The 26,373-nt window shown below is 65.4% G+C and carries 26 protein-coding genes; 2 read left to right on the top strand and 24 right to left on the bottom strand.

Annotation, left to right across the window (positions count from 1 at the left end; translation table 11 throughout):
* The 14 genes from PLC66_RS01325 to fdxA form a co-directional block, all read right to left on the bottom strand.
* Positions 1–2,003 (bottom strand): type IV pilus assembly protein FimV (locus PLC66_RS01325; RefSeq protein WP_324537141.1); only part of this gene is annotated, 2,003 nt, incomplete at its 3' end.
* Between the two features lie 211 nt (positions 2,004–2,214).
* Positions 2,215–3,348, bottom strand: coding sequence for an aspartate-semialdehyde dehydrogenase (asd, locus tag PLC66_RS01320; RefSeq protein WP_324537139.1), 1,134 nt, complete (start codon positions 3,346–3,348; stop codon positions 2,215–2,217).
* A gap of 54 nt (positions 3,349–3,402) precedes the next feature.
* Positions 3,403–4,467 carry a 3-isopropylmalate dehydrogenase gene (gene leuB / locus PLC66_RS01315; RefSeq protein WP_324537137.1) on the bottom strand — a complete coding sequence of 355 codons (1,065 nt, stop codon included), beginning with the start codon at positions 4,465–4,467 and terminating at the stop codon, positions 3,403–3,405.
* A 36-nt stretch (positions 4,468–4,503) separates the two neighbouring features.
* A complete protein-coding gene (gene leuD / locus PLC66_RS01310) occupies positions 4,504–5,142 on the bottom strand; it encodes a 3-isopropylmalate dehydratase small subunit (protein ID WP_324537135.1) in 639 nt (212 codons plus the stop codon).
* Positions 5,142–5,270 (bottom strand): entericidin A/B family lipoprotein, encoded by a 129-nt coding sequence (locus PLC66_RS01305; RefSeq protein WP_324537133.1) that lies wholly within the window; start codon positions 5,268–5,270, stop codon positions 5,142–5,144. The genes leuD and PLC66_RS01305 overlap by 1 nt, the downstream gene beginning before the upstream one ends.
* Before the next feature lie 27 nt (positions 5,271–5,297).
* Complete coding sequence (gene leuC / locus PLC66_RS01300; RefSeq protein ID WP_324537131.1) at positions 5,298–6,707, bottom strand: 3-isopropylmalate dehydratase large subunit; 1,410 nt, start codon at positions 6,705–6,707, stop codon at positions 5,298–5,300.
* 71 nt (positions 6,708–6,778) lie between these two features.
* On the bottom strand, positions 6,779–7,594 hold the full coding sequence (locus PLC66_RS01295; protein WP_324537129.1) for a M48 family metallopeptidase: 816 nt from the start codon (positions 7,592–7,594) through the stop codon (positions 6,779–6,781).
* Positions 7,595–7,607: 13 nt separating this feature from the next.
* Positions 7,608–8,765, bottom strand: a complete 1,158-nt coding sequence (locus tag PLC66_RS01290; RefSeq protein ID WP_324537127.1) for an MFS transporter — start codon at positions 8,763–8,765, stop codon at positions 7,608–7,610.
* 32 nt (positions 8,766–8,797) lie between these two features.
* Complete coding sequence (gene aroC / locus PLC66_RS01285; RefSeq protein WP_324537125.1) at positions 8,798–9,928, bottom strand: chorismate synthase; 1,131 nt, start codon at positions 9,926–9,928, stop codon at positions 8,798–8,800.
* A gap of 177 nt (positions 9,929–10,105) precedes the next feature.
* Positions 10,106–10,423, bottom strand: a complete 318-nt coding sequence (gene ilvN / locus PLC66_RS01280; protein WP_002923773.1) for an acetolactate synthase small subunit — start codon at positions 10,421–10,423, stop codon at positions 10,106–10,108.
* Positions 10,423–12,090 carry an acetolactate synthase large subunit gene (gene ilvB / locus PLC66_RS01275; RefSeq protein WP_324537120.1) on the bottom strand — a complete coding sequence of 556 codons (1,668 nt, stop codon included), beginning with the start codon at positions 12,088–12,090 and terminating at the stop codon, positions 10,423–10,425. Before ilvB ends, ilvN begins: the two co-directional genes overlap by 1 nt.
* Before the next feature lie 337 nt (positions 12,091–12,427).
* Positions 12,428–14,092, bottom strand: coding sequence for a long-chain-fatty-acid--CoA ligase (locus PLC66_RS01270; RefSeq protein ID WP_324537118.1), 1,665 nt, complete (start codon positions 14,090–14,092; stop codon positions 12,428–12,430).
* A gap of 226 nt (positions 14,093–14,318) precedes the next feature.
* Complete coding sequence (locus PLC66_RS01265) at positions 14,319–14,771, bottom strand: CBS domain-containing protein (RefSeq protein WP_324537116.1); 453 nt, start codon at positions 14,769–14,771, stop codon at positions 14,319–14,321.
* Between the two features lie 102 nt (positions 14,772–14,873).
* Complete coding sequence (fdxA, locus tag PLC66_RS01260; protein WP_324537114.1) at positions 14,874–15,197, bottom strand: ferredoxin FdxA; 324 nt, start codon at positions 15,195–15,197, stop codon at positions 14,874–14,876.
* A gap of 360 nt (positions 15,198–15,557) precedes the next feature.
* Between fdxA and trxA the strand changes: the two genes are divergently transcribed.
* The gene (gene trxA, locus PLC66_RS01255) at positions 15,558–15,884 is read left to right on the top strand and encodes a thioredoxin TrxA (RefSeq protein WP_324537112.1); all 327 of its coding nucleotides are present in this window, start codon (positions 15,558–15,560) and stop codon (positions 15,882–15,884) included.
* A 151-nt stretch (positions 15,885–16,035) separates the two neighbouring features.
* The gene (rho, locus tag PLC66_RS01250) at positions 16,036–17,322 is read left to right on the top strand and encodes a transcription termination factor Rho (RefSeq protein ID WP_324537110.1); all 1,287 of its coding nucleotides are present in this window, start codon (positions 16,036–16,038) and stop codon (positions 17,320–17,322) included.
* Positions 17,323–17,430: 108 nt separating this feature from the next.
* Here the strand turns inward: rho and PLC66_RS01245 are convergent, their stop codons facing one another.
* The 10 genes from PLC66_RS01245 to PLC66_RS01200 all read right to left on the bottom strand — a co-directional run bounded on the left by PLC66_RS01245 (position 17,431) and on the right by PLC66_RS01200 (position 25,817).
* Positions 17,431–18,288 (bottom strand): 3-hydroxybutyryl-CoA dehydrogenase, encoded by an 858-nt coding sequence (locus PLC66_RS01245; RefSeq protein WP_324537108.1) that lies wholly within the window; start codon positions 18,286–18,288, stop codon positions 17,431–17,433.
* Between the two features lie 259 nt (positions 18,289–18,547).
* The gene (locus PLC66_RS01240; RefSeq protein WP_324537106.1) at positions 18,548–18,991 is read right to left on the bottom strand and encodes a bacteriohemerythrin; all 444 of its coding nucleotides are present in this window, start codon (positions 18,989–18,991) and stop codon (positions 18,548–18,550) included.
* A 41-nt stretch (positions 18,992–19,032) separates the two neighbouring features.
* Positions 19,033–19,605: a hemerythrin domain-containing protein gene (locus tag PLC66_RS01235; RefSeq protein WP_324537104.1), complete on the bottom strand. Its 573-nt coding sequence runs from the start codon at positions 19,603–19,605 to the stop codon at positions 19,033–19,035.
* A 32-nt stretch (positions 19,606–19,637) separates the two neighbouring features.
* Complete coding sequence (locus tag PLC66_RS01230; RefSeq protein WP_324537102.1) at positions 19,638–20,351, bottom strand: ABC transporter ATP-binding protein; 714 nt, start codon at positions 20,349–20,351, stop codon at positions 19,638–19,640.
* The gene (locus PLC66_RS01225; RefSeq protein ID WP_324537100.1) at positions 20,344–21,120 is read right to left on the bottom strand and encodes an ABC transporter ATP-binding protein; all 777 of its coding nucleotides are present in this window, start codon (positions 21,118–21,120) and stop codon (positions 20,344–20,346) included. Before PLC66_RS01225 ends, PLC66_RS01230 begins: the two co-directional genes overlap by 8 nt.
* On the bottom strand, positions 21,117–22,082 hold the full coding sequence (locus PLC66_RS01220) for a branched-chain amino acid ABC transporter permease (RefSeq protein ID WP_324537097.1): 966 nt from the start codon (positions 22,080–22,082) through the stop codon (positions 21,117–21,119). The genes PLC66_RS01225 and PLC66_RS01220 overlap by 4 nt, the downstream gene beginning before the upstream one ends.
* A 4-nt stretch (positions 22,083–22,086) precedes the next feature.
* Positions 22,087–22,953: a branched-chain amino acid ABC transporter permease gene (locus PLC66_RS01215; RefSeq protein ID WP_324537095.1), complete on the bottom strand. Its 867-nt coding sequence runs from the start codon at positions 22,951–22,953 to the stop codon at positions 22,087–22,089.
* A gap of 73 nt (positions 22,954–23,026) precedes the next feature.
* A complete protein-coding gene (locus tag PLC66_RS01210) occupies positions 23,027–24,196 on the bottom strand; it encodes an ABC transporter substrate-binding protein (RefSeq protein ID WP_324537093.1) in 1,170 nt (389 codons plus the stop codon).
* 247 nt (positions 24,197–24,443) lie between these two features.
* Positions 24,444–25,373, bottom strand: a complete 930-nt coding sequence (locus tag PLC66_RS01205) for a catechol 2,3-dioxygenase (RefSeq protein ID WP_324537091.1) — start codon at positions 25,371–25,373, stop codon at positions 24,444–24,446.
* Positions 25,374–25,508: 135 nt separating this feature from the next.
* Positions 25,509–25,817, bottom strand: a complete 309-nt coding sequence (locus PLC66_RS01200; protein WP_324537089.1) for a 2Fe-2S iron-sulfur cluster-binding protein — start codon at positions 25,815–25,817, stop codon at positions 25,509–25,511.
* Positions 25,818–26,373: the final 556 nt, after the last annotated feature.

Genomic DNA, 26,373 nt, shown 5'->3' with positions numbered 1-26,373 from the left:
GCGGCAAGGGTCGCATCGCGGCCTCGTGCCGGACCCGCGTCGCGCGCAGGAGGCACCGACGCCGTCGCGCTGCCGCCGATCTCGGTCTGCTCGCCCTTGTAGAGCGGATTCTCCGGCTCGAGCTTGCGCCCCATGGTGGCCGCCTTTTCCCAGTCGCGTCCGTGACCGCCGGTGAGCGCGAACAGCTCGCTGGCAATGGTCTCGAACTGGCGGCTGTTGCGTCGCTGCGCGTAGATCTCGAGCAGCTTGAGCTTGATCGCCGCGCGCGCCGGATCGGCCTTGAGCGCGTCGAGCAGGATCTCCTCTGCCTGAGCATCCCGACCGTAGGCCATGTAGACATCGGCCTCGGCCACCGGGTCCACGCCCTCGTCGGTATCGATGGAGGACAGGCCCGACTGGCTGAAGTCGGTGTGCATGATGCTGGTGGCACCGGTATCGACACTCTGCCCGCCAGTGCCACCGAAAACGGCTTGGCTGTTGCCTCCGAGGCTGCCGGCCTCCAGTTCGGCGGTCGCGGCCTGGATCTCGGCCTCCTTGCGCCGCTGTCGCGCCTTGAGCGCAAGCAATGCAAGCAGCAGGGCGAGGACGCCTCCGCCTGCGGCGACAAGAGTCGGATCCTCGAGCAGCGATTCGACGAAACTCGGCTCGGCCGCCGGCGCGACGGATGCGGCCGGCATGGGCGGCGGAGCGGCAGGCGGGGCCGCCGGCGCGGCGGGCTGGATCTCGGCCGCCATCGGCGCGGCCGGCGCGGCTGCGGCCGGAGGTTCGGCCACGGCCTCGTCCGCGGGCGCCGCCACCCCGGCGCCGGGCGCAGCCGGCGCCGGCTCGGTCACCGGTTCGGCCGCTGCCTGCGCCTCGGGCTGCGCAGCAGCGGTCGCCGAATCGGACTCGACAGGCGGCTCCGCGGCCGCCCTCTCCTGCAGCTGGCCCATGGTGCCGCTCTGCAGTTCGAGCAGCCGCTGCAGGTCACGAATGCTGCGCTCAAGTTGGGCAAGGCGGGCGTTGGCTTCCTCGAGCGACTTCTCGCGCGAAGTGAGCTCTTCCTCCAGGACCTGGAGACGGGCTTCAGCAGAACCGTCAGCCGCTGCGGCCTCGCTGCGCGACACCCGCACCTGATCGCCGGCCGCTTCCGGCCGCTCGCTCTCCTCGACACGGGGCACGATGCGGCCGGCGCTTTCCTGCTCTGCCTGCGCCGCCACGACCGGCGCGCGCGCCGTTGCCGACGAGGCCAGCCCACGACGATAGGCGTCGAAGTCCGCCGCCTGAGCGCGAATCTCACGGCGCGCCTCGGCCGGGTCGATGGCGCGCACGGCATCGGCGCGCGGTACGTTCAGCACCGCGCCCGCACGCAAACGGTTGATGTTGCCGCCATCGAAGGCCTGGGGATTGGCACGCAGCAGCGCCACCAGCATCTGGTCCAGCGTCGAGCCGGGCTGGACATGCGCACTGGCGATGCGATGCATGGTGTCGCCACGGCGCACGGTGTAGGTCTCGGGCGCTGCGCGGACAGCCGGAGCGGCGCGTTGAGGCGCCGGCTGCGCCGGCGCGGCACGCGGCGCAGGCGCGGCCGCCGGTGTGTCGACCGCGGCCGCCAGCGGGCGAGGTGCGGCGATATCGACGGGGTCGAGCAGAAAGGTGTATTCGCGGACCAGCCTGCCCGACGCCCAGTTGAGCTCCACCAGCAGGTCGACAAAGGGCTCGTTGACCGGTCGGTCGCTGCTCAGGCGGATCACCGGGCGAGCGGCCCGGGTGTCGACACTGACGCGAATCGCGCTCACCACGCTGCCGTAGCTCAGGTTAGCCTGGCGGAACGCGTCGGGCGAGGCGATACGAGCGCTCAACGACTGCAGTTCTTCCGCGGTCGCGCTCACCTGGATCTCGGCGCGCAAAGGCTGGCCAAGACCGCTGAACACGTTGATCTGCCCGAGGCCAGCCGCATGCCCCGCAAACGGCAGCGCTGCAATCGAGAGGGCGATCAGCGATGTCCTGAACGACTTTGTCATGTTTGTTTTCAAACCGCGTTTCCCCCGAAGCTGAGCTCTACGGTCAAGGACGTCAAGGATTGGCCTAGGAATCTAGCATTTTCCGGGTCTCCCCGCATTATAGAACCCTGATTCGGACGTCCTGCCGTGACGAAATACCGCATGTCCGAGGCCCCGCAGCCATTGAAAAAGGGGGCCGTAGCCCCCTTTAACGTCGCTGACAGCTAAAACCTTAACGCTCGAGCAGGATACGCAACATGCGGCGCAGCGGCTCGGCCGCGCCCCAAAGAAGCTGATCGCCGACGGTGAAGGCGCCGAGGTAGTCGGGGCCCATCGCCATCTTGTGCAGGCGACCGACCGGGATGCCCAGCGTGCCGGTGACGGCGGTCGGGGTCAGTTCGCGCTCGGTGATCTCGCGATCGTTGGGCACGACCTTCACCCACTGGTTGGCGCCGGCGATGATGTCGCTGAGCTCGTCAAGCGGCACGTCCTTCTTCAACTTGATGGTCAGCGCCTGCGAATGGCAGCGCATGGCGCCGATGCGCACGCACAGGCCGTCGATCGGGATCGAGCCCGGGCTACGGAAAGCCGGGTTGCCGAGGATCTTGTTGCACTCGGCGCCGCCCTTCCACTCTTCCTTGCTCTGGCCGTGCTCGACCGGCACGTCAATCCAGGGGATCAGGCTGCCGGCGAGCGGGGTGTTGCGGAAGTTCTTCTTCGGGAAGCCATCCGAACGCATGGTCTCGGCAACCTTGCGGTCGATCTCGAGGATGGCCGAGGCCGGATCGGCGAGCAGATCCTTTACCGAGTCGTGGATGGTGCCCATCTGGCTGATGAGTTCGCGCATGTTCTGCGCACCGGCGCCCGAGGCCGCCTGGTAGGTCATCGCCGAGATCCACTCCACCAGGCCGTGCTTGAACAGGCCGCCCAAGCCCATCAGCATCAGCGACACGGTGCAGTTGCCACCGATCCAGTTGCGCCCGCCCTTGGTGAGCGCGGCGTCGATGACGTTGCGGTTGACCGGATCGAGGATGATCACTGCGTCGTCGTTCATGCGCAGCGCGCTGGCGGCATCGATCCAGTGGCCGTTCCAGCCGGTGGCGCGCAGTTTGGGGAAGACTTCCTTGGTGTAGTCGCCGCCCTGGCAGGTGATCACGATGTCGCAGGACTTCAGGGCGTCGATGTTCATCGCGTCCTGCAGCGGCGCCGCGGCTTCCTTGCCGCCGAAGGACGGCGCCTTGCCGCCGGCGTTGGAGGTGGAGAAATACACCGGCTCGATGAAGGCGAAGTCACCCTCTTCCACCATGCGCTGCATCAGCACGGAACCGACCATGCCACGCCAGCCAACCAGACCGACTCGATTCATGTCATCACTCTCAACAAAAAACGTTCTTCAAAAATGCCTTTCCTGCGCAACAGCTTACAGCGCTGCGAGCACCGCGTCGCCCATCTCGCGCGTGCCCACCCGCCGGGTGCCCGGCTCGTAGATGTCGCCGGTGCGATAGCCCTGGGCAAGCACCTTCTTGACCGCGCGCTCGATGCGCTGCGCGGCCGCTTCCTGATTGAAGGTATAGCGCAGCATCATCGCCGCCGACAGGATGGTGGCGAGCGGGTTGGCGAGGTCCTTGCCGGCGATGTCGGGCGCGGAGCCATGCGAGGGCTCGTACATGCCCTTGTTGTCGGCGTTGAGCGAGGCCGAGGGCAGCATGCCGATCGAGCCGGTGAGCATCGAGGCCTCATCGGACAGGATGTCGCCGAACATGTTGCCGGTGACCATCACGTCGAACTGCTTGGGGTTGCGCACCAACTGCATCGCGGCGTTGTCGACCAGCATGTGAGTGAGCTCGACCTCGGGGAAGTCCTTGCTGACCTCGATCGCGATGTCGCGCCACAGCTGGGTGGTCTCGAGCACGTTCATCTTGTCCACCGAGCACAGGCGCTTGCCGCGCTTCATCGCCGCTTCGAAGGCCACGCGCAGGATTCGGCGGATCTCGTATTCGGCGTAGATCATGGTGTTCCAGCCCACGCGCTGGGTCTCGCCATTGACCTCGCGCAGCTCGATGCCGCGCGGCTGGCCGAAATAGATGTCGCCGGTGAGTTCGCGCACGATCAGGATGTCGAGGCCGGCGACGATCTCGGGTTTGAGGGTGGACGCGTTGGCCAGTTCCGGATACAGGATGGCCGGGCGCAGGTTGGCGAACAGCGCGAGTTCCTTGCGGATGCCGAGCAGGCCGAGTTCGGGGCGCTGGTTGCGGGGATGGCTGTCCCACTTCGGGCCGCCGACCGCGCCGAGCAGGATCGCATCGGCTTCGCGCGCGAGCTTGAGGGTGGCCTCGGGCAGCGGATTGCCGGTGGCGTCGACCGCGCAGCCGCCCACCAGCGCCTCTTCCATTTCGAACTTCAGATCGAGCGCATTGAGCACGCGCACGGCCTGCGCCATGATCTCGGGACCGATGCCGTCACCCGGCAGCACGCAAATCTTCATCGAATCGTCTTCCTTGGTTCGGTGAGCCAGGCCGGCTCAGGCAAAGTAATAGGGGTGTTCGGCGCGGCGCTTGTCCTCGAAGGCGCGGATCTTGTCGGCGTGGCGCAGCGTGAGGCCGATGTCGTCCCAGCCATTGAGCAGGCATTCCTTGCGGAAGGGGTCGATGTCGAAGGCGATCGACTTGCCATCCGGCCGGGTGATGGTCTGCGCGGCGAGATCGACGCTCAGGCGGTAGCCCTCGGTCGCCTCGCACTGGCGGAACAGCTCGTCGACCTCGGCGGCGTCGAGCCTGATCGGCAGCAGGCCGTTCTTGAAGCTGTTGTTGAAGAAGATGTCGGCGAAGCTCGGCCCGATCAGCACGCGAAAGCCAAAGTCCTCCAGCGCCCACGGCGCGTGCTCACGCGAGCTGCCGCAGCCGAAGTTGTCGCGCGTGAGCAGGATCTGCGCGCCCTGGTAGCGCGGCTTGTTGAGCACGAAGTCGGGGTTGAGCGGACGCTGGCTGTTGTCCTGGCCGGGCTGGCCGACGTCGAGGTAGCGCCACTCGTCGAAGGCGTTGGGGCCGAAGCCGCTGCGCTTGATGGACTTCAGGAACTGCTTCGGGATGATCGCGTCGGTGTCGACGTTGGCACGGTCGAGCGGTGCGACCAGGCCATCCAGCTTGGTAAACGGATTCATTATTTCACTGCCCTCTGGATGGCCTCGCCACCCGCTTCAATGTCACGACCGACCCCTTGCACGGTGTTGCAGGCGATGGAGACGAAGCCGGCCGCAAGCGCGGCGGCAATCAGTGCAAGTTTCTTCATTGCAGATCCTCAGACTGGTGCCGGCGCTCAAGCCAGCGTGCGCACGTCGGTGAAATGCCCGGTCACCGCAGCCGCCGCGGCCATCGCCGGGCTCACCAGGTGAGTGCGGCCACCGGCGCCCTGACGGCCCTCGAAGTTGCGGTTCGAGGTCGAGGCGCAGCGCTCGCCCGGCTCGAGGCGATCGGCGTTCATCGCCAGGCACATCGAACAGCCCGGCTCGCGCCATTCGAAGCCGGCAGCGAGGAAGACCTCGTGCAGGCCTTCGGCCTCGGCCTGGCGCTTGACCAGGCCGGAGCCCGGCACCACCAGCACACGCTTGACGTTGGCGGCCTTCTTGCGCCCCTTGGCGACCGCGGCCGCCTCGCGCAGATCCTCGATGCGCGAGTTGGTGCACGAGCCGATGAAGACCTGATCCACCGGGATGTCGGTGATCGGGGTATTGGCCGTGAGGCCCATGTACTTGAGCGCGCGCTCGATGCCCTCGCGGCGCACCGGGTCGGCGACGGCCGCAGGATCGGGCACGCGGCCATCGACCGTGGTGACCATCTCGGGCGAGGTGCCCCAGGTGACCTGCGGCAGGATGTCCTCGGCCTTCAACTCGACGACCTTGTCGAATTCCGCGCCCTCGTCGCTTTGCAGGCTGCGCCAGTAGTCGACGGCCTGGTCCCAGGCCTCGCCCTTGGGCGAGAACGGGCGATCCTTCAGATAGGCGATGGTGGTCTCATCCACGCCGACCATGCCGGCGCGCGCGCCCGCCTCGATCGCCATGTTGCAGATCGTCATGCGGCCTTCCATCGACAGCGCGCGGATCGCGCTGCCGCCGAACTCCATGGCGTAGCCGGTGCCGCCGGCGGTGCCGATCCTGCCGATGATGGCGAGCACGATGTCCTTGGCGGTGACGCCATGGCCGAGCTGGCCGTCGACCTTCACCAGCATGGTCTTCGACTTCTTCTGCAGCAGGCACTGGGTGGCGAGCACATGCTCGACCTCGGAGGTGCCGATGCCGTGCGCCAGGCAGCCGAAGGCGCCGTGGGTGGAGGTGTGCGAATCACCGCAGACCACGGTCATGCCCGGCAGCGTGGCGCCGTTCTCCGGCCCGATCACGTGAACGATGCCCTGGCGCGCGTCCTTGAACGGGAAGTACGCGAGCGAGCCGACTTCGCGGATGTTGGCATCCAGCGTCTCGACCTGCTGGCGCGACACCGGGTCCTGGATGCCCAGATCCCAGTGGTCGGTCGGCGTGTTGTGGTCGGCGGTGGCGACGATCGAGCTGATGCGCCAAGGCTTGCGCCCGGCCAGCTTGAGACCCTCGAAGGCCTGCGGGCTGGTCACCTCATGGACCAGATGGCGATCGATGTAGATCAGCGCCGTGCCGTCGGCCTCCTGGTGGACGACGTGACTGGACCACAGCTTTTCGTACAAGGTTTGAGCTTGCATCCCAGGAATTCCGCGTCAAGAAAAATATCGATTATTTCACAAAGCTTACGAAACTGAACAGCGCACGTCCCTCAGCGCCGCGCCGCCTGGTAGAGCGGCATCACGCGGGCGGCGTACTCGCCCAGATCGCGCTGGCGGTTGGCGTGCGAGGGGTGGGTCGACAACCACTGCGGCGGCGCACCGGCCGACTGGGTGGACATCTTGTTCCACAAGCTCACGGCGGCACGCGGGTCGTAGCCGGCGCGCGCAGCCAGTTCGACGCCGATGCGGTCGGCCTCGATCTCGTGTTCGCGCGAGTTGGGCAACTCGAAGCTCACCTTCGCCACCGTGCTCATCAGATCCTGACCGACCTGGCCGACGCCGAGCAGCGCCCCCGCCACCGAGACGCCGAGACCGGTCGCCATCGACTTCGACACCTGCTCGCGCGCATGCTCGCGCAGTGCATGCGCGATCTCGTGGCCCATCACCGCGGCGATCTCGTCATCGGTCAGGCGCAGGCGCTCGATCAGGCCGGTATAGATGGCCATCTTGCCGCCCGCCATGCACCAGGCGTTGAGCTCGTTGGAGCTGAAGACGTTCACCTCCCACTGCCAGGACGGCGCATCCGCGCGGAACACACCCGTCTGTGCGGTAAGTCGCGACACGATGGTGCGCACGCGCTGGACCATCGCCGGGTCGCGGTTGAGCGCGTTCTTCTGCCGCGCTTCCGCCAGCAGCTGCTGGTATTGCTGGCGCGAGGCCTGCTCGACCTCCTGGGCGGAAACCATCATCAACTGCGAGCGCTGCACGCCGACCGCCCCACCGCCCGTGGTCTGCACGGTCTGGCACGCCGCACTCATGGCCGTCGCCAGCAAGATGGGCAGCACCGCCTTCGACATCCCTTTCATCAATCCAATCTCCTCAAAGCCTGCGCTCTGCGGCCTCGCCCGCGCGAGGCCAGCCCAGGGACAGCCACATCAGCCCGGCGAGCGCGAACACCGAGCCCATGGTGAAGGTCCATGCGGCACCGAGCGGCTCCCAGGTATAGCCGCTCAGCAGCCCGCCCAGCATGCCGCCGGCACCAAATGACAGGCTGCCGTAGAGGGCCTGTCCACGCGCTTGGAGTCGCCCGGGAAACCACAGGTTCACCACCGCGATCGCCGCCGCATGGTAGGCACCGAAACTGGCGCCGTGCAGCAGCTGGGCAAACATGAGCACGGCCAGGCTATCCGCCCCCCAGCCGATCATCAGGAATCGCACGACGGCACAGGCAAACGAGAACAGCAGGATCGCCCGCAGCGAGAAGCGCTTCGCGATGCGCGGCATCAGCATGAAGACGACGATCTCGGCGACCACGCCAAGGGCCCACATCCAGCCCACCAGGGCCTTGTCGTAGCCGTTATCGACGAGAAAGATCGAGTAGAAGACGTACAGCGCGCCATGCGCGGCCGACATCAGGAAACAGGCCCCGAGCAGCGCCCGCACTTCGGGCCGACGCAGGGTGTCGCCCAGGCTCGCCACCGCACGCGGCTCGGGTGCGCGCCGGGCCTCGGGCACGAACAGGGCGCACACGAAGATGCCGAGCAGGATCGCCGCGGTGATCCACAGCACGGCCTCGATCGGCAGGTGGTCGAGCAGGTAGCCGAGCCCGAGCACGGCCACGATGAAGCCCACCGACCCCCACACCCGGATGCTGCCGTAGCGGTGCCCCTCGTCGCCGAGATGGGCGAAGGTCAGCCCCTCGACCAGGGGCAAGGCAGCGCTCCAGAAGAAGGCCATCAGCGCCATCGCGAGGAAGAGGCCGACGAAGTCCGTGGTGACGAAGAAGCCGGCGAAGCCCACCATAGCCGCCAGCGCCGACAGCCGCACGATGACCATGCGCAGGCCGAGCCGCTCCGCCAGCCAGCCCCACAGGTTGGGCGCCACCACCCGCATCACCTGCATCAGCGACATCAGGATGGCGATGTCGGTCGCCGACAGACTGATCGACTGCAGGTAGAGGGTGAAATAGGGCGCAAACGCGCCCACGAAGGCGAAGTAGAAGAAGTAGTAGGCGGACAGGCGCCAGTACGGAACCATCCCGACCGGGTTCGCGACCGACGCCCCGCCGCTCAGCGCGGCGACGGCAGGCGCTGACTGCCCCCGGGCGCGAGCGCGGCGATGCGCGGCGTGTCGGTGCGCACGTCGCCGCACTGCGCGCGATGACGCAGCGCATGGTCGATCAGCACCAGCGCGAGCATGGATTCGGCGATCGGTGTGGCGCGAATGCCGACGCAGGGGTCATGGCGGCCATGGGTGTTGACGATGACCGGATTGCCGGCGCGGTCGATCGAGCGGCGATCCAGCCGGATGCTCGAGGTGGGCTTGATCGCGATGCTGGCAATGATGTCCTGGCCGGTGGAGATGCCGCCGAGCACGCCACCGGCGTGATTGGACAGGAAGCCCTCGGGCGTCATCTCGTCGCCGTGTTCGGTGCCGCGCTGCGCCACCGAGGCGAAACCGGCACCGATCTCCACCCCCTTGACGGCGTTGATACCCATCATCGCGTAGGCGATGTCGGCGTCGAGCCGGCCGTACACCGGCTCACCCCAGCCCACCGGCACGCCGCTGGCGACGACATCGATGCGCGCGCCGATCGAGTCGCCCGACTTACGCAGCTCGTCCATGTAGGTCTCGAGCTGCGGCACGATCGCTGCATTCGGAGCAAAGAAGGGGTTGCCCTCGACCTCGTCCCAGGACACGAAGGGAATTTCGATCGGGCCGAGCGCGGTCATGCAGGCGCGGACCACGATCCCGTGGCGCTCCTTCAACCACTTTCGCGCAATCGCGCCAGCCGCCACCCGCACCGCGGTCTCGCGCGCCGACGAGCGCCCACCGCCGCGGTAATCGCGCAGACCGTATTTCTGCAGGTAGGCGTAGTCGGCATGCCCGGGGCGGAAGGTGTCGGCGATGTTGCCGTAGTCCTTGCTGCGCTGGTCCTGGTTACGGATCAGCAGCGAGATCGGGGTGCCGGTGGTGACGCCCTCGAACACGCCGGACAGGATCTCGACCGTATCGGGCTCGCGACGCTGGGTGACGTGGCGCGAGGTGCCCGGCTTGCGGCGGTCGAGTTCGGCCTGGATGTCGGCCTCGCAAATCGCCAGTCCCGGCGGGCAGCCGTCGACGATGCAGCCGATCGCCGGACCATGCGATTCGCCGAAGGATGTGACGGTGAAGAGCGTGCCGAGGGTGTTGCCGGACATGGAAGTCTCTCTTTTCGCCTCCGCGGCGGGGCGCAGCCGACCGGTGCGCGCACACGCTGCGCAAGGCATCTCAAATGAACGGGGACGGGGCGCGAGTCTAGCACGCACACCCCGTCCCCTTCAGCCCGGCGCGCCTGGACCGGGACCAGCGGCCAGCCCCGGGCGCCAGGCAGCGCCTCAGTGGAAGAAGCTCTCCAGGCGCTCGAAGACCTCGTGCTCGGCACCATGGCGGCGCACGGCCAGCACGTCCTCGAGCTTTTCGACCTGGCGCACCATCTGCTCCAGACGCTGGTCGTCGAACACCAGCAGCCAGATGCGCGAGCGCTTGCCGTCCGATACCGGCATGCACAGGATGCCCTCGACGTTGAACGCCCTGCGCGCAAAAAGATTGCAGATGTGGCTCATCACCCCGGGGTGGTTGTTCACATCGATTTCGAGAACGACCTTCGCGCAGCTCGTCTGCGGCAACGGGTCGGCAACCTGTTCGATCATCATCAGCCTCCGATCATCTCGGTGTTGGCCGCACCCGGCGGCACCATGGGATAGACGAATTGTTCGCGGTCGATCGTCGCATGGATCAGGCAGGGCCCGGGCGCACGCAAGGCCTCGGCCAGCGCGGCGCGCGGATCCGCGGCCTTGTCGAGGTCGAGCGCGGGCACGCCAAAGCCTTCGGCAATCTTCACGAAGTCGGGCTCGCTGCGGTACTTGGACGCGAACAGGCGCTTGCCGTAGAACAGCGTCTGCTGCTGATAGACGAGACCCAGTGCGTTGTTGTTCATGAGCACGATCTTGACGTTGAGCCCCTCCTCGGCGAGCGTGGCAAGCTCCTGGATGTTCATCTTGAAGCTGCCATCGCCCGAGAAACAGACCACCGTGCGCTCCGGTTCGGCCAGCGCAGCGCCAATCGCGGTCGGCATGCCGAAGCCCATCGTGCCCAGGCCACCGGAGGTGAGCCACTGGCGCGGACGGCGGAAGGGATAGGCCTGAGCCACCCACATCTGATGCTGACCGACGTCGGTGGCGATGATGGCGCTGTCGTCGAGCGCATCGGCCACAGCCTGGATGAGACCGTAGTGACTGCGCGGATCCTCGATCCCGGGCAGCTGCATCGGGAAGCGCTGCCGCAGGTCATCGACCTGGGCCAGCCAGGACGTGCGCTTGGCGGCGTCGATGCGCGGCAGCAAGGCCTCGAGCGCAACCTGCACGTCGGCATGAATGGCGATGTGCGCGTTCTTGATCTTGTGCAGCTCGGAGCGGTCGACGTCGATATGCACGATCTTCGCATTCGGGCAGAACTGCGCCGCCCGACCGATCGCGCGGTCGTCGAAGCGTGCGCCGACGCAGATCAGCACGTCGGCCTCCTCGAGCACGAAATTGGTGTAGCGCGCGCCGTGCATGCCGAGCATGCCGATCGACAGCGGGTGATCCATCGGCATCGCACCGAGCGCCATCAGCGTCATCGTCGTCGGCAGCCCGCCCTGCTCCGCCAGTTGCACCGCGAGCGGCGCGGCACCGGAATGCACGACGCCGCCACCCAGGTAGAGCACAGGACGCTCAGCGGCGTTGATCATGCTGGCCGCGGCCTCGACGGCGGCCATGTCGAGCGCGGGCGGCGCGTCGGCCACCGCCGGTGGCGGCAGTTCGTCGATCGTGATGAGCTGGTTCTGCACGTCCTTGGGCACGTCGATCAGCACCGGACCGGGGCGCCCCGACATCGCAATGCGGAAGGCATCGGGAACGACCTCCAGCAACTCCTGCGCCGAGCGCACGAGGAAGTTGTGCTTGGTGATCGGCACCGTGATGCCGTAGATATCGACCTCCTGAAACGCGTCGGTGCCGATCATCGCCTGCGGCACCTGACCGGTGATGATCACCATCGGAATCGAATCGAGGCAGGCATCGGCGATCGCCGTCACCAGGTTGGTCGCACCGGGGCCGCTGGAGGCGATGCACACCTGCGGCACGCCCGACACACGGGACATGCCCTGCGCCATGAAGCCGGCGCCCTGCTCGTGCCGCGCCAGCACGTGGCGGATCAACTCGCTGCCCGACAGTGCATCGTAGAGCGGCAGGATCGCGCCGCCCGGAACGCCGGCGATGGTGCGCACGCCCTGGCGTTCGAGAAGACGCACGATCAGTTGCGCGCCAGTGAGTTGCATCATGTTGCTCTCCTTGTTTTCGGATTCAGCGGCGTGACCGGCGAGCCATAAAGCAAAACCCCCGCCGGCCTTGCGCGCCGACGGGGGTTTTTAATCCTGATGCTCGAGTGTTCTGTCCCGTTACGACGCGCGCCTGCCTACGCTTACTACGCGTACTACGGCAACGACAGCGAACAGGCGGGCAGACAGATTCATGAGGTTGGAACCATCAATACTCAAGGACTAGTAGCGGGATTCTACTGAGGAATGCGCGGCCGACACAAGAAACTTTTTCGCCAACAGAAAAATTTTCGCCAGGCTTCCCGACCTTGCTGGCCCGCGCGCATCGGCAGGGCCGCCCTCAGCCGGCATCCCTCAGTTCGCGGCGCAGGATCTTGCCGACGTTGCTCTTGGGCAGCTCGTCGCGGAACTCGACATGGTGCGGCACCTTGTAGGCGGTCAGACTCTCGCGACAGTGGGCAATCAGCGCCTCGGCCGTCAGCGCGGGATCCTTGCGCACTACGAAGACCTTCACCGCCTCGCCGCTGCGCTCGTCGGGCACGCCGATCGCGGCGACCTCGAGCACCCCGGGATGACTGGCCACCACGTCCTCGACCTCGTTGGGATAGACGTTGAAACCCGACACCAGGATCATGTCCTTCTTGCGATCGACCAGCGTGATGAAGCCCTTGTCGTTGATCACGGCGATGTCACCGGTCCGCAGGAAGCCGTCCGCGGTGAACATGCGCGCCGTCTCCTCAGGCCGGTTCCAGTAACCCGGCGTGACCTGCGGCCCACGCACACACAGCTCGCCGCGCTGACCGATGGGCTGCTCGTTGCCGTCGTCGTCGCGGATGCTGACCTCGGTCGACGGCACCGGCAGGCCGATCGAATGATTGAACGCCTGCAGGTCGAGCGGGTTGATCGCCACCGCGGGTGAGGTCTCGGTCAGGCCATAGGCTTCGATCAGGGAGACACCGGTGACGCGCTTCCACTTCTCGGCCACGGCCTGCTGGACCGCCATGCCGCCGCCCAGCGCCACGTGCAGGGCAGAGAAATCGAGCTTGGCGAAGTCCGGGTTGTTGAGCAGCGCATTGAACAGCGTGTTCACCCCCGTGATCGCGGTGAAGCGGTGCTGGCCGAGCTCCTTGACGAAGCCGGGTATGTCGCGCGGATTGGTGATGAGGACGTTGGTCGCGCCGATCTTGAAGAAGGTGAGGCAGTTCGCAGTCAGCGAAAAGATGTGGTACAGCGGCAAGGCGGTGATGATGATCTCTTCGCCCTCCCGCACGCAGGGCTTGATCCAGGCGTGCGCCTGCTGCAGGTTGGCGATGATGTTGCGATGCGTCAGCATCGCGCCCTTGGCGACCCCGGTGGTGCCGCCGGTGTATTGCAGGAAGGCGATGTCGTCGTGCCCAACCTCGACCGGCTGCAGGCGATGCCCCTCGCCCCGGCGCAGCGCATCGCCGAAGGTCATGGCGCCAGCGAGCGACCAGGCGGGCACCATCTTGCGCACCCTGCGCACGACGAAATTGACGATTGCGCCCTTCGGGAAGCCGAGCATCTCACCCAGGCTGGTGACCACCACATGCCTGAGCGGCAGCCGGTCGCGGACCTGCTGCAGGGTATGGGCAAAATTCTCGAGGATGACGATCGCCTCGGCCCCGGCATCGCGCAACTGGTGCTCGAGCTCGCGCGCCGTATAGAGCGGATTGACATTGACGATCGTGCAGCCCGCGCGCAGCGCGCCGTAGAGGGCGACCGGATACTGCAGCACGTTGGGCATCATGAGGGCGACGCGTGCACCCCGCGGCAACTTCAGCGCGTGCTGCAGGAAGGCACCGAAGCGCGCGCTCAGCGCATCGAGTTCGGCGTAGGTGATCGCCTTGCCCATGCACACGAAGGCATCGCGCTCGGCGTACTGGGCAACGCTGCGCTCGAACAGGTCCCCGAGCGAGCGAAACTGACCGACATCGATCTCCGCCGGAACGCCATCGGGATAGCTCTTCAGCCAGATTTTTTCCACGCTTCTTCCTCCTCTTGCTGGAAAACTGCGGGTCGGCACGATCGCCGACCCGCGCCGCCCTCCCAAGGCGCAGAGCCCGCCGCGATCGGCGCGCTCGCTCAATTCCAACGTGGTCGCACCCGCTTATGCTTGTTGTGTGGGGGGTGTCGACAGGACGAAGCGCACTTCGTCACGGAGGTGTGGCGGCGCAACCGCCACTCGCCGGAGCCTGCGCTCCGGCCTCGCTTCAGCGTTCCGCTTCGTCGGCCTCCGGCCAGTTGCGGATGTAGTTCTTCAGCATGCGATTCTCGAAGCTCTGTTCCTCGAGCACGGCCTTGGCCACGTCATGGAAGCTGACCACGCCGAGCAGGGTCTGGCCCTCCATCACCGGCAGGTAGCGCTGGTGGTGTTCGACCATCAGACGCCGCAGCTCGTCCATCTCCATGTTGGGCGAGGCGACCATCGGCGCGCGCAACATCACCTCGTCGACGGTCAGCGCCTGCCAGTCGGCTCCCCCCTTCTGCACGGCTTGGAGAACCTGGCGGAAGGTGAGCATGCCGACCATCTCTCCATGCGAGAAGACGACGAGCGAACCGACATCCTGCTCGTTCATGATCTCCACCGCTTCCGCAATGCGCCTGTTCGGGGAAATGGTGAAAAGCACCTTGCCCTTGATCGCGAGAATCTCGCTCACCAGCATGTCGATCTCCGTGCCGTGTCGGTTTCAGTAGTTGGGTTGGTGCGCCATCTTATTGCATCGTGCTAGGGCCGCAAAGCACGCCACGGCGCGCGCGCTGGGGCATCAGCGCACGAGCTGGTCGAGCTTGTCCTTGACCTTTGCCCAGTCCTCGGCGTCGGGCAGGGGGTCCTTGCGTTCGACAATCGGCTTCCAGGTCTTGGACAGTTCGGCGTTGAGGGCAATGAAATGCTGCTGCGCCTGCGGCACGTCGTCCTCGGCGAAGATCGCCTCGACCGGGCACTCGGCCACGCACAGGGTGCAGTCGATGCACTCTTCCGGGTCGATGACGAGGAAGTTCGGCCCCTCGCGGAAGCAATCGACGGGGCAGACGTCGACGCAGTCGGTGTATTTGCAGCGGATACAGCTTTCGGTCACGACATAGGTCATCGCAGAGTCTCCATGGGCTCGAGCCGCCCTCCGGTGCGCGATGGGCGGCAGACCCCGAATATAGTCCAGCCGTTTGCCTTTTTGCCACGTCTGCACGCGCTGCACCGCTAAAGCAACGTGATTCCCTTGACGACGACGCGTCCTTCGAATAAGTTTCGTCAAAATTTCTTCACGGAGGGGGCCCTCCCCTCCGCAGACCGTCCGCCCCGCCTGTTTCTGACTGCCCCGCTCCAAGTGTGTGATCGGGCGCGAGCCTGCAAGCCGGTTGGGTCGTGTGCGGTCCTTTTCCCTACTTCTGCAGTACCAGGCAACGAAGTCCGCGACTATCGTTTACATCCGCTAGCCCTTCAGTGAGGAATCATGAGCGAGCATATTCACTATGTGACGGACGGCAACTTCGACGCCGAAGTGCTGCAGTCCCAGACCCCCGTGCTGGTCGATTACTGGGCCGAATGGTGCGGTCCGTGCAAGATGATCGCGCCCATCCTTGACGACGTCGCCAAGGACTACGCCGGCAAGCTCAAGGTCGCCAAGCTCAACATCGACGAGAACCAGGAAACGCCCGCGAAGTACGGCATTCGTGGCATTCCGACGCTGATGCTGTTCAAGGGCGGCAACGTCGAGGCGACCAAAGTGGGCGCCCTTTCCAAATCTCAACTGACCGCCTTCATTGACAGCAACATCTAAGCCGGACCAGGCTCCGGCCCGTTCTCGCGGTTCCTCGCGCGCCCGTCGCCGCGGCGCGCGCAATCGCGACGGTAATCCCCCCCAGAATTCGCAGCCCGAAGACGACCTGTTCGACGTCGAGAACGCAGGCGAGGAAGGTGCTTCCTCGTCGGTGCGCTCGGACGTTCCAGCCCTCCACCTGTCCGAACTCAAGGCCCTGCATGTCAGCGAACTGCTGCAGATGGCCGTCGAGAACAACGTGGAAGGTGCGAACAGACTGCGCAAGCAGGAACTCGTCTTCGCGCTGCTGCGCAACCGTGCCCGCAGGGGCGAACCGATCTGTGGCGACGGCGCACTCGAAGTGCTGCCTGACGGTTTCGGCTTCCTGCGCTCTCCTGACACCTCCTACCTCGCGGGCACGGACGACATCTACGTGTCGCCCTCGCAGATCCGGCGCTTCAACCTGCGCACCGGCGACACCATCGAGGGCGAGATCCGCACGCCCAAGGATGGCGAGCGCTACTTCGCGCTGACCAAGCTCGACAAGATCAATGGTCGGCCGCCCGAGGAGTGCAAGAGCAAGATCCTGTTCGAGAACCTGACGCCACTGCATCCGCAGGAGTGCTTCAAGCTCGAACGCGACATCCGTGGCGAGGAGAACATCACCAGCCGCGTGATCGACATGATCGCGCCGGTCGGCAAGGGCCAGCGCGGCCTGCTCGTCGCACCGCCCAAGAGCGGCAAGACGGTCATGCTGCAGCACATCGCCCACGCCATCGCGACCAACCACCCCGAGGTCGCGCTCATCGTGCTGCTGATCGACGAGCGTCCGGAAGAAGTCACGGAAATGCAGCGCTCGGTGAAGGGCGAGGTCGTGGCCTCCACCTTCGACGAGCCGGCCACCCGCCACGTGCAGGTCGCCGAGATGGTGATCGAGAAGGCCAAGCGCCTGACCGAGCACAAGCGTGACGTGGTGATCCTGCTCGACTCGCTCACCCGACTGGCGCGCGCCTACAACACCGTGGTGCCGGCCTCCGGCAAGGTACTCACCGGCGGTGTCGATGCCAACGCCCTGCAGAAACCGAAACGCTTCTTCGGTGCGGCGCGCAACATCGAGGAAGGCGGCTCGCTGACCATCATCGCCACCGCGCTGATCGACACCGGCAGCCGCATGGACGACGTGATCTACGAGGAGTTCAAGGGCACCGGCAACATGGAGCTCCACCTCGACCGGCGCATGGCGGAAAAGCGCGTTTACCCGGCGATCAACGTCAACCGCTCCGGCACCCGTCGCGAGGAGTTGCTGCTCAAGTCAGACGTGCTGCAGAAGATGTGGATCCTGCGCAAGCTCCTGTACGGCATGGACGACATCGACGCGATGGAATTCCTGCTCGACAAGATCAAGGCCACCAAGAGCAACGCCGAGTTCTTCGACGCGATGCGTTCGGGCCGCGGCTGATCAGCACCGTCCTGCCCCGCATCAACACAAACGCCACCGTCGAGGTGGCGTTTGCATGTATGCGCCAGGCGGCCGTCCCACAAAGGAGCGGTCGCCTTCAGGCCGCGCTCACTTGGCCGGATATTCGAAGAAGCCCTTGCCGCTCTTGCGCCCGAGGTAGCCCGCCTCCAGCATCTCGACCAGTAGCGGCGCCGGACGATACTTCGGATCCTTGGTGCCTTCGTACAGCACCTGCATCACGGCCAGCTCCACATCGAGACCGATGAGGTCGCACAGCGCCAGCGGACCGATCGGATGGTTGCAGCCCAGCTTCATCGCCTCATCGATCTCGGCCGCCGTCGCGAGGCCCTCGCCGAGCGCAAACACGGCCTCGTTGATCATCGGGCACAGCATGCGGTTGACGACGAAGCCCGGGCTGTTCTTGACCTTGATTGGCGCCTTGCCGATCGACTTCGCCAGCTTCTCGACCGCGGTATAGGTGGCGGCGGAGGTCTGCAGGCCGTTGATCAGCTCGACCAGCGCCATCAAGGGCACCGGATTGAAGAAGTGCATGCCGATGACCTGGCCCGGCCGCTTGGTGCCGGCGGCGAGCCGTGTGATCGAGATCGACGAGGTGTTGCTGGCGAGAATGGTGTCGGGCTTGGTCAGCTCGTCGAGTTCGGCAAAGATCTTGAGCTTGAGATTCACGTTCTCGCTGGCCGCCTCGATGACGAGATCGCAGTCGGCCAGGGCAGCAAGCGAGGTCGCGGTCGTGATGTGCGCCATGGCGGCGGACTTCTGATCGGCGCTCATCTTCTCCTTCTTCACCAGACGGTCCAGGCTCGTGCTGATGGTGTCGATGCCACGTTGGACCTGGGCCTCACCCACGTCCATCATCACCACCTCGCGCCCCGCCACGGCGAAGGCCTGGCTGATGCCGTTACCCATCGTGCCCGCACCCACCACACCGATCTTGCCGATACCCATCGTGTCCACTCTCCTGACTGGTTAGGGAAAACGCCCCCGGCCGGCGCGGCATCTCCCGCTCCGTACCGATGCGTATGCTCAACGACTCTAGCGGATTATCGCAGCCAGCACCAGCACGATGACCGGCGGGAGGCAGCAAAAAAAGGCCCGCCGAAGCGGGCCAAACCCGAAATCCATCCCGCACCGCCAACGGAGACGGTGCAGGAGGCAACCACGACAGAACGTGATTTCGGGGGAGGGAGATGAATCAAGGCGGTGTTCAACGGCTCTTTGCGGTCTCGCGCCGAAAGACCAGCGGCGCGCCGCCATGCGAGCGCTTCACCATCCATAGCGCCAGCGCGGAGTCCATGTAGTCCGCATGACCGGGGAACCACTCCATCAGCGCTACAGCCAGTTCCCGGACGACCTCGACATTGCCCTCGGCGAGCAACTGCTGGACCTCGCGCACCGAGGCCAGCACCTTGTCATGCTCATCGACATGGCAGTCGCGCGCCGGAAAACCGTCGGTCTCCATCCAGCTGTTTTCCTGCGCGAAATGGTCCTCCGCATGCGCCGCGAAGGCATCGAGCGCCGCTGGCAATTGTGCATCGTCGACCGTCAACAAGGCGTTGACCAGGCTGACGAACTCCCGATGGGTGTCGTCCATCGCGTTGTAGCCCAGCAAGTAACGATCGTCCCAGTCGAATCCTGCGTGTTCGGTCATGCCCTTAACTCTCCACAATTGCCGGCGCCCGCGCCCAAAGTTCAGCCGCCAAGGCCTACTGGCGCGGGTGCCATGTTGACGATCTTCGTGAACAAGGCCCGGTACTCACCGGCCGCGCCTTCCCACGGGTTCTGGTTGCCCAGAAAGGCGGCGTCGATCTCGGCCCAATCTTCAACGGTCAGGTGCGCCTTGGCAAGCGGGAAGAGCTCGCGCTCCTCGGTGTTCATGTGCCGCCATTCCTGCTCGATGTAGGTCTTGAGCGCCTCGTAATAGCCCGTGAAGCCCGCCTCGCCCTGCTGTCTGTAGTTGGCCAACGCAGCGCGCAGCGCGTTGATGCGCGCCTCACCCTGGCGGTGATCCTCCTCCAGGCGCTCGATCACCGGCAGCGCGTCGGCGCTGCGCAGGCGCAGCTTGGCAAACAGATACTGGTCTTCCTTCGGGTGGTGCACCTTCTCGGGAACCTTGTCGATGTATTCGACCATGGTCTCGAGCAGGTCGTAGTCCGGCTTCAGGCGCCCGGCCTCGATGTTGCTGGCGATCGTGCGCAGGCCGCTGAGCATGGCGGCGAGGGCACGATGCTCATCGTGGATGATGTCGAGTGACTTGATGTTCATGGCATGAGCTTCCTGCAATGTCGCGTCCTGGATCAGACGCCGAGGTGCTTCTGGATCAGTTCGGGCTTGGCGCGGATTTCCTCGCTGCTGCCATCGAACACGACTTCGCCCTTGACCAGGATCATCGCGCGATCGCAGATGCTGGTCACCGCGCTGTGGTTCTTGTCCACGATCACGGTGGCGATACCGGTCTTGCGGATCTCCTTCACGATACGCCAGATCTCCATCGCGATCAGCGGCGCCAGGCCCTCTGTCGCCTCATCGAGGATCAGCAGGTCCGGGTTGGTCATCAGTGCGCGGCCGATGGTCAGCATCTGCTGCTCGCCGCCCGACAGTTGCCAGCCGCCATTGTTGATCCGTTCGCCCAGGCGCGGGAAGGTTTCCATCACGCGATCGAAGGTCCACTCGCGCCGCCCGTCGATGCCGGCGCGGGCCGACATCAGCAGGTTCTCGCGCACGGTGAGGCTCTTGAAGATGCCGCGCCCCTCGGGCACGTAGGCGATGCCCTGCTGAGCGGTCTGGTAGGTGCGCGCCTTGGTGTAGTCGTCGCCGCGCACCAGCACGCGGCCGTGGCGCGGACGCACCAGGCCGAGCATGCTCTTGATCAGCGTCGACTTGCCCATGCCGTTGCGGCCCATGAGCGCAATGCCCTCGCCTTCGCGGATGTGGAAGTCGATGCCGTGCAGGATGTGGCTCGCGCCGTAATAGGTGTGAACTTCCTTGGCTTCGAGCAGCATGTTAGACATGGAAGCTGTCCTCCGTACCCAGATAGGCCTGCTGGACGGCCACGCTGGCCTTGATCTGCGCGGGCGGGCCGCACTCCAGCAGTTGCCCGTTGACCATCACCGTGATCATGTCGGCGACCGCGAACACCGCATCCATGTCGTGCTCGACGAGCAGGATGCCGCGCGTCTGGCGCAGGCGCTTGAGCACCTCGACCATGCTCGCCGACTCTTCCGAACCCATGCCAGCCAGCGGCTCATCGAGCAGCAGCACCTGCGCATCGGTAGCCAGCACCATGGCGATCTCGAGCTGGCGTTGTTCGCCGTGACTCAGCACGCCCGACACCCAGTCCACACGCTTGCCCAGGCCGGCCTCGTCGATGCAGGCGCGCGCCTTCTCCAGCGCCCACTTCGCCTCCATGGCCTTGCTGAAGATGCGCCACGGTTCCTGACGGCGCGACTGTGCGGCGAGACGCACGTTCTCCAGCACCGAGAACTGCGGAAAGATGTTGGTGCGCTGGTAGCTGCGCCCGATGCCCACTTGCGATCGCTGCGCGGCGGTGAGCTTGGTGATGTCCTTGCCCTTGTAGTGGACCGTGCCCTCGGAGGGCGGCAGGTCACCCGACAGCATGTTGATGCAGGTGGACTTCCCTGCCCCGTTGGGGCCGAGCAGCACGTGGATCATGCCGCGCTCGAGGGTGACGTCGATATCCTGGTTGGCGACCAGGCCGCCGAAGCGGCGAGTGAGCTTGGTCGCCTGCAACAACACTTCTTTTTGACTCGGCTGGCTCATTTTGCCTCACCTCCCTGCAGGGCGCGCTTGATGCGGCCCGGAATCGCAGTCAGACCACCTGGCAGGAACAGCACCAGAGCAACGATGACGCTGCCCATCAGCAATTGCCAGTACTTGGTGATGTCGGCGAAGAACTCGCGCATCGCCTCGAAGGCGAAGGCCCCGAGAACGGCGCCCGCCAGGTTGCCCATGCCACCCAGGATCACCATCAGCAGCACGTTGCCGGACTCGTGCCAGGACAGCAGCTCCGGCGTCACGAAGCCGAACAGGACCGCATACAGGAAGCCGGCGACGCCGCCCAGCGCCCCCGCGAGCGTGAAGGCCGCGAGCTTGTAGCCATAGGTGAAGTAGCCCAGCGACTGCATGCGATGCTCGTTGCTCTTGATGCCCATCAGCACCCGCCCGAAGGGCGATTGCAGCACCCGGTGCAGGAACAGATACACCAGCAGCATCATGGCGAGCACGAAGTAGAACATGTGGAGCTCGTTGTCGAGATCGAACGGAACCCAGCTACCGATCGCCGCCGACGGCCTGGCATCGACATACACGCCGTCCGAACCACCGCCCACAGGGGTGTCGTGGAAGACGAAGTAGGCCATCTGCGCGAACGCCAGCGTCACCATGATGAAGTAGATGCCCTTGGTGCGGATGACGAAGAAGCCGATCACCAGGGCCGCTGCCGCTGACAGCAGGATCGCCGCCGGTAGCGCCAGCCACAGGCTCAGCTGGCCGAACTTGGCCGTCAGCAGCGCCACCGAGTAGGCGGCGATGCCGAAATAGGCCGCGTGACCGAAACTCACCAGGCCGGTGAAGCCGACCAGCAGGTCCAGACTCATGGCGAAGATCGCCATCAGCAGCATCTTGGCGACCAGCTCGACGTAGAAGGACTCGCCCGACAGCGGGACACAGGCGATCGCGAGGATCGCGATCAGCTTGAGGATGAGGGAAGCTTGTGCGTTCATGGTCTCAGCCCTTCTTCAGAATGCCTTCGGGGCGCCACAGCAGCACGACGGCCATGACCAGATAGACGATCATCCCGGAGATCTCGGGCAGCAGCACCTTGCCGAAGGTGTCGGCAAAACCCACGATCAATGCGGCGACCAGCGCGCCCCAGACCGAGCCGATGCCGCCGATGACGACGATCACGAAGGAGATGATCAGCACGTGGCTACCCATGTTCGGGAACACCGACGAGATCGGTGCGGCGAGCATACCGGCCAGCGCGGCGAGCGCGACGCCGAGCGCGAACACGACGCGGTAGATCATGTTGATGTTGATGCCCAGTGCCTCGACCATGGTGCGATCGTCGTTGCCGGCGCGGATCATCATGCCCAGGCGGGTGCGCTGGATGACGTAGTACAGGGCGACGGCAAGGACGATACAGACCGCCGAGATCGCCAGCCGATACACCGGGTAGCTCATCACCTCGGTGAGCTGAATCGACACGTCGAGAAAGGCCGGGATGGCCACGCCGTGCACATCGTCACCGACCAACAGGCTGCGCAGCTGCTCGAAGATCAGGATGAGGCCGTAGGTCAGCAGCACCTGCTCGAGGTGGTCGCGCTTGTAGAGGTGCGAGAACAGCGCCCATTCGAGGAAGGCACCGAAGAGCAGCGCCAGCGGAATGCCGAGCGCAATCGCCAGCACCAGGCTGCCGGTGGCGCTGGTGAGCACGAAGGCGAGGTAGGCGCCGATCATGTAGAAACTACCGTGCGCCAGATTGATGATCCCCATGATGCCGAACACCAGCGTCAGACCGCTTGCCACCAGAAAGAGCAGCAAACCGTACTGCAGCGAGTTCAGCACCTGGATCAGGAAACTTGCAAAATCCATGACTGTCCCCCGCCCGGCAGGCGCGAGCCTGCCGGGTCGACAAATGCGTTAGAAGGGTGCGAAAGCGGGACGCTTACATGTTGCAGCCGCGCGCCGGATCCTCGAGACCGGCGGACACGACTTCGACGACCACGTTCTTGCCGTCCTTCACCTCGCGCAGGTAGATGTCCTGCACCGGGTTGTGCGCCTTCGACAGCGTGAAGCTGCCGCGCGGGCTGTCGATGGTGGCCGAGCGGATGCCCTTGATGATGTCGTCGAGCTTGGACGGGTCGCCGTTGGAGGCCTTCAGGCCGGCGTGGTACATCTGCGCGGCGTCGTAGCCCTGCACCGCATAGACATCCGGCTGCGCCTTGTAGGCGGCGGCGTAACCGGTGCGGAAGGCGTTGTCGCGTTCGGTGCCGAGGCCGTCGGCGTAGTGCAGCGTGGTCTGCAGGCCCTCGCCCGCGCCGCCCATGGCGGCGACGTCCTCGCTCAGGAAACCCGGGCCGTACAGCGGGATGCTGCCCTTCAGACCCGCAGCGGCGTAGTCGCTGACGAACTTGGCTGCACCCGCACCAGCGAAGAACACGAACACGGCATCGGGCTTGAGGGAGGCGATTTCGGTGAGGAAGGGCTGGAACTCGACGTTCGGGAAGGGCAGGCTCATGTCCTTGACGATCTTGCCACCGCCCTTGGTGAAGCCCTCGGTGAAGCCCTCCACCGACTCGGTGCCGAAGGAATACTTCCATGCCAGGGTGACGACGTTCTTCACGCCGCGCTTGGCGAGCGCCTCGCCCATCGCGTAGGACGGCTGCCAGGCCGAGAAGGACGAGCGAAACACGTAGGGCGAGCACTGCGCACCGGTGATCTCGTTGGCGCCGGCATTGGGCACGATCATCAGCGTCTTGGTGTTGGCGGCGACGCGCGCGGCGGCCAGCGCAACGCCCGAGTGCACCGAGCCGATCAGCACATCGACCTTGTCGCGGGTGACCAGGCGGCGGGCGATCTCGGTGGCGCGCGCCGGGTTGGACTCGTCATCGACGACCACGTACTCGACCTCGCGGCCGGCGAGCTTGCCGTCGTTCTCGGCGACGTACTGCTTGAAGCCATTGGTGATGGCATTGCCCAGCGCGGCGAAGGTGCCGGTGTAGGGCAGCATCAGGCCGACCTTGACCTTGTCCTCGGCGAGTGCAGAGCCCATGCCGATGGCTGCCAGAGCGGTGCCCAGCACGACGTTACGAACGAATTTGACTTGCTTTTCCATTTGTCTCCTCCTTTGGAGCATTGCTGACGATGCGGGCATGCTGGCGACGACACCCGATCCAGAATCGGCGTCGCGCGAGCAGAAAGCAGGGGTGGATGCGCCAGCGCGAATGCGCAGGCTCGAAGGGGTCGGGAAGGACGCGCTGGCGTCGCCCTTCCTTGCCCGATCCCCTCCGTCAGGCCGCGGAGGGGTTTTGTTGTACGTCGGCTGCCCCGTCCCGGACGAGGCAGCGTGGGTGAAGCACGGATCAGGTCACCACGCTCAGGAAACGCTCGTTGAGCTTGCGGTCGTGGTAGAAGATCGCCGGCCCGACCTGGTCGAAGGTCCAGGTGATCGGCGCATGGTCGGGATAGCTCTCGTAGCCGCCGGCGAAGGTCTCGAATCGATTGCCCGAGGGATCGAAGGCGTAGATCGTCGTGCCGCGGGTGATGCCGTGGCGGGTCGGACCGATGTCGATCGACACGCGGTTCATCGACATGAGGTCGGCGGCGCGCAGCACCTGTTCCCAGCTGCCCAGCAGGAAGGACAGGTGGTGCAGCTTGCCCGGCTCGGGGTGGGCGACGAAGGCAAGATCGTGCGCCTTGTGCGAGCACGAGATGAACGTCGCCAGCAGCGCCTTGCCATCTTCCATCAGCACACGCTCGACGAGGTGGAAGCCCAGCACCTCGGTGAACAGCTTGAGGTTGTCCTCGAGGTTCGGACCGTACAGCAGGCAGTGGTCGAAGCGATGCGGGGCGATACCGTGCTCGGCCGCCGGGATCCACGGATCCGGGTTGGTGTAGGGCTGGCCATTGCCGACGTCGGTCTTGTCAGCATAGAGCTCCATGACGTGGCCGGTCGGGATCGTGAAGCGCACGCGCTCGCCCGTCTCCAGCAATTCGCCGGCGGCGACACGCTCGGTGGCAACACCGTAGGCCTGCAGGTCCTTGTCGAGTTTCTCGAGGGTGGCCTTGTCCTTGACCTTGAAGCCGATCAGGTCCACGCCGGCACGGTCAGCCTGGCGCAGGATCACGCTGTTGTGGTCGCGCTCGTCCCAGGCCTTGAAGTACACGCGGCCCGTTGCATCACGGCCCGTCTCCACCAGACCGAGCACGTTCTTGTAGAACTCGACGCTTTCGTCCAGATCGAGCACACGCAGCTGGATGTGCCCAGGACGCATTACACCGGTTGTAGCCATTTCAACTCCTCATAGTCAGGGTTCGCGGATTCGGGCCCCGTGCATCGAAGCCAGGCCCTGCTTCCGCCACACACTGTCGGATCTGAGCCCCGTCCGCGATCGCAGCCCGGACTCGACCCCACAATTCTCGGCGCCTCAGGCGCACACGTTCTTCTTCATCTTGCCGATCACGGCCAGCGTGATATCGGTCAGCGGACGGACGCGGCAGGCGAGCACGATCGACTGGGCCTCTTCCTCCGCGCTGATGTATTCGCGGCTCATGACCCGTTTCTGGAATTCGCCTTCGCGGACGTGGATCTTGCACACGCCGCAGCCACCGCCGCGACAACCCACCGGAATGCCACGCTTGGCCAGCCGCTCCATGCCGGACAGCAGGGATTCGTCGGGCCTGCAGCGATAGACTTCGCCGGTATCCTCGATCGTGACGTTGAAGTAGGTGCTCATGCGCGCGCTCCATCCCGAATGCCGCCCTGGCGCCATTGATCGCAATGGCCGCCGGCGGGCGCAGAAGCAAGCGTGGTCCTGGAAGTGATGCGGGGCGCGCGAGATCGCGTCGAAGGCAGGACTGCGCAGCAGGCATGAACAGTGGCGGCGGTCAGCGGGCAGCAGCCTGCAAAACCCTGATGACGCCCGGTGTTCCGGGCACACGCCATTCCCCGCAAATTCCTTGCAGCAGCCATTCCCGCATGTCTCCGTTGGTATCTATTTATGGCCCCCGGCGTTGGCGGGCGCCGGCCGGAAGCGGTCTGGGGTGGAGATTAGGGTCAGGACGCCCCCTGCAATATCCAGTTTCTGCACAATGCTTATCCGCTTTGTGCAATAAAAGCCGCTGCACAGAGTGGATAGCGATCGTGCAGAAACTGGATATTTCGCCCCTCGCGTCCTACCTACGATGCGGGCTCCGCTCAAACAACATCGGAGACCTCGGCGATGATCACCACTGAGTACCTGGACACCCTGATCCAGAAGGACAAGGCGAAGGGCCTTTTCCGCTGCAAGC

Source organism: Thauera sp., from assembly GCF_035444905.1.
Classification (GTDB): domain Bacteria; phylum Pseudomonadota; class Gammaproteobacteria; order Burkholderiales; family Rhodocyclaceae; genus Thauera.
This window is presented reverse-complemented; position numbering and strand designations above follow the sequence as displayed.

Coding starts and splice junctions, on each gene's coding strand:
- ilvB (WP_324537120.1), bottom strand. CDS start 12,090: ATGATGCAACTCACTGGCGCGCAACTGATCGTGCGTCTTCTCGAACGC.
- PLC66_RS01305 (WP_324537133.1), bottom strand. CDS start 5,270: ATGAAGAAACTTGCACTGATTGCCGCCGCGCTTGCGGCCGGCTTCGTC.
- PLC66_RS01215 (WP_324537095.1), bottom strand. CDS start 22,953: ATGGATTTTGCAAGTTTCCTGATCCAGGTGCTGAACTCGCTGCAGTAC.
- PLC66_RS01290 (WP_324537127.1), bottom strand. CDS start 8,765: ATGGTTCCGTACTGGCGCCTGTCCGCCTACTACTTCTTCTACTTCGCC.
- PLC66_RS01225 (WP_324537100.1), bottom strand. CDS start 21,120: ATGAGCCAGCCGAGTCAAAAAGAAGTGTTGTTGCAGGCGACCAAGCTC.
- PLC66_RS01295 (WP_324537129.1), bottom strand. CDS start 7,594: ATGAAAGGGATGTCGAAGGCGGTGCTGCCCATCTTGCTGGCGACGGCC.
- leuC (WP_324537131.1), bottom strand. CDS start 6,707: ATGCAAGCTCAAACCTTGTACGAAAAGCTGTGGTCCAGTCACGTCGTC.
- PLC66_RS01200 (WP_324537089.1), bottom strand. CDS start 25,817: ATGAGCACCTACTTCAACGTCACGATCGAGGATACCGGCGAAGTCTAT.
- PLC66_RS01230 (WP_324537102.1), bottom strand. CDS start 20,351: ATGTCTAACATGCTGCTCGAAGCCAAGGAAGTTCACACCTATTACGGC.
- PLC66_RS01265 (WP_324537116.1), bottom strand. CDS start 14,771: ATGCTGGTGAGCGAGATTCTCGCGATCAAGGGCAAGGTGCTTTTCACC.
- asd (WP_324537139.1), bottom strand. CDS start 3,348: ATGAATCGAGTCGGTCTGGTTGGCTGGCGTGGCATGGTCGGTTCCGTG.
- PLC66_RS01205 (WP_324537091.1), bottom strand. CDS start 25,373: ATGGCTACAACCGGTGTAATGCGTCCTGGGCACATCCAGCTGCGTGTG.
- PLC66_RS01210 (WP_324537093.1), bottom strand. CDS start 24,196: ATGGAAAAGCAAGTCAAATTCGTTCGTAACGTCGTGCTGGGCACCGCT.
- leuB (WP_324537137.1), bottom strand. CDS start 4,467: ATGAAGATTTGCGTGCTGCCGGGTGACGGCATCGGTCCCGAGATCATG.
- PLC66_RS01240 (WP_324537106.1), bottom strand. CDS start 18,991: ATGACCGAACACGCAGGATTCGACTGGGACGATCGTTACTTGCTGGGC.
- PLC66_RS01245 (WP_324537108.1), bottom strand. CDS start 18,288: ATGGGTATCGGCAAGATCGGTGTGGTGGGTGCGGGCACGATGGGTAAC.
- aroC (WP_324537125.1), bottom strand. CDS start 9,928: ATGTCCGGCAACACCCTCGGCACGCTCTTCACCGTCACATCCTTCGGC.
- leuD (WP_324537135.1), bottom strand. CDS start 5,142: ATGAATCCGTTTACCAAGCTGGATGGCCTGGTCGCACCGCTCGACCGT.
- trxA (WP_324537112.1), top strand. CDS start 15,558: ATGAGCGAGCATATTCACTATGTGACGGACGGCAACTTCGACGCCGAA.
- PLC66_RS01220 (WP_324537097.1), bottom strand. CDS start 22,082: ATGAACGCACAAGCTTCCCTCATCCTCAAGCTGATCGCGATCCTCGCG.
- PLC66_RS01235 (WP_324537104.1), bottom strand. CDS start 19,605: ATGAACATCAAGTCACTCGACATCATCCACGATGAGCATCGTGCCCTC.
- fdxA (WP_324537114.1), bottom strand. CDS start 15,197: ATGACCTATGTCGTGACCGAAAGCTGTATCCGCTGCAAATACACCGAC.
- ilvN (WP_002923773.1), bottom strand. CDS start 10,423: ATGATGATCGAACAGGTTGCCGACCCGTTGCCGCAGACGAGCTGCGCG.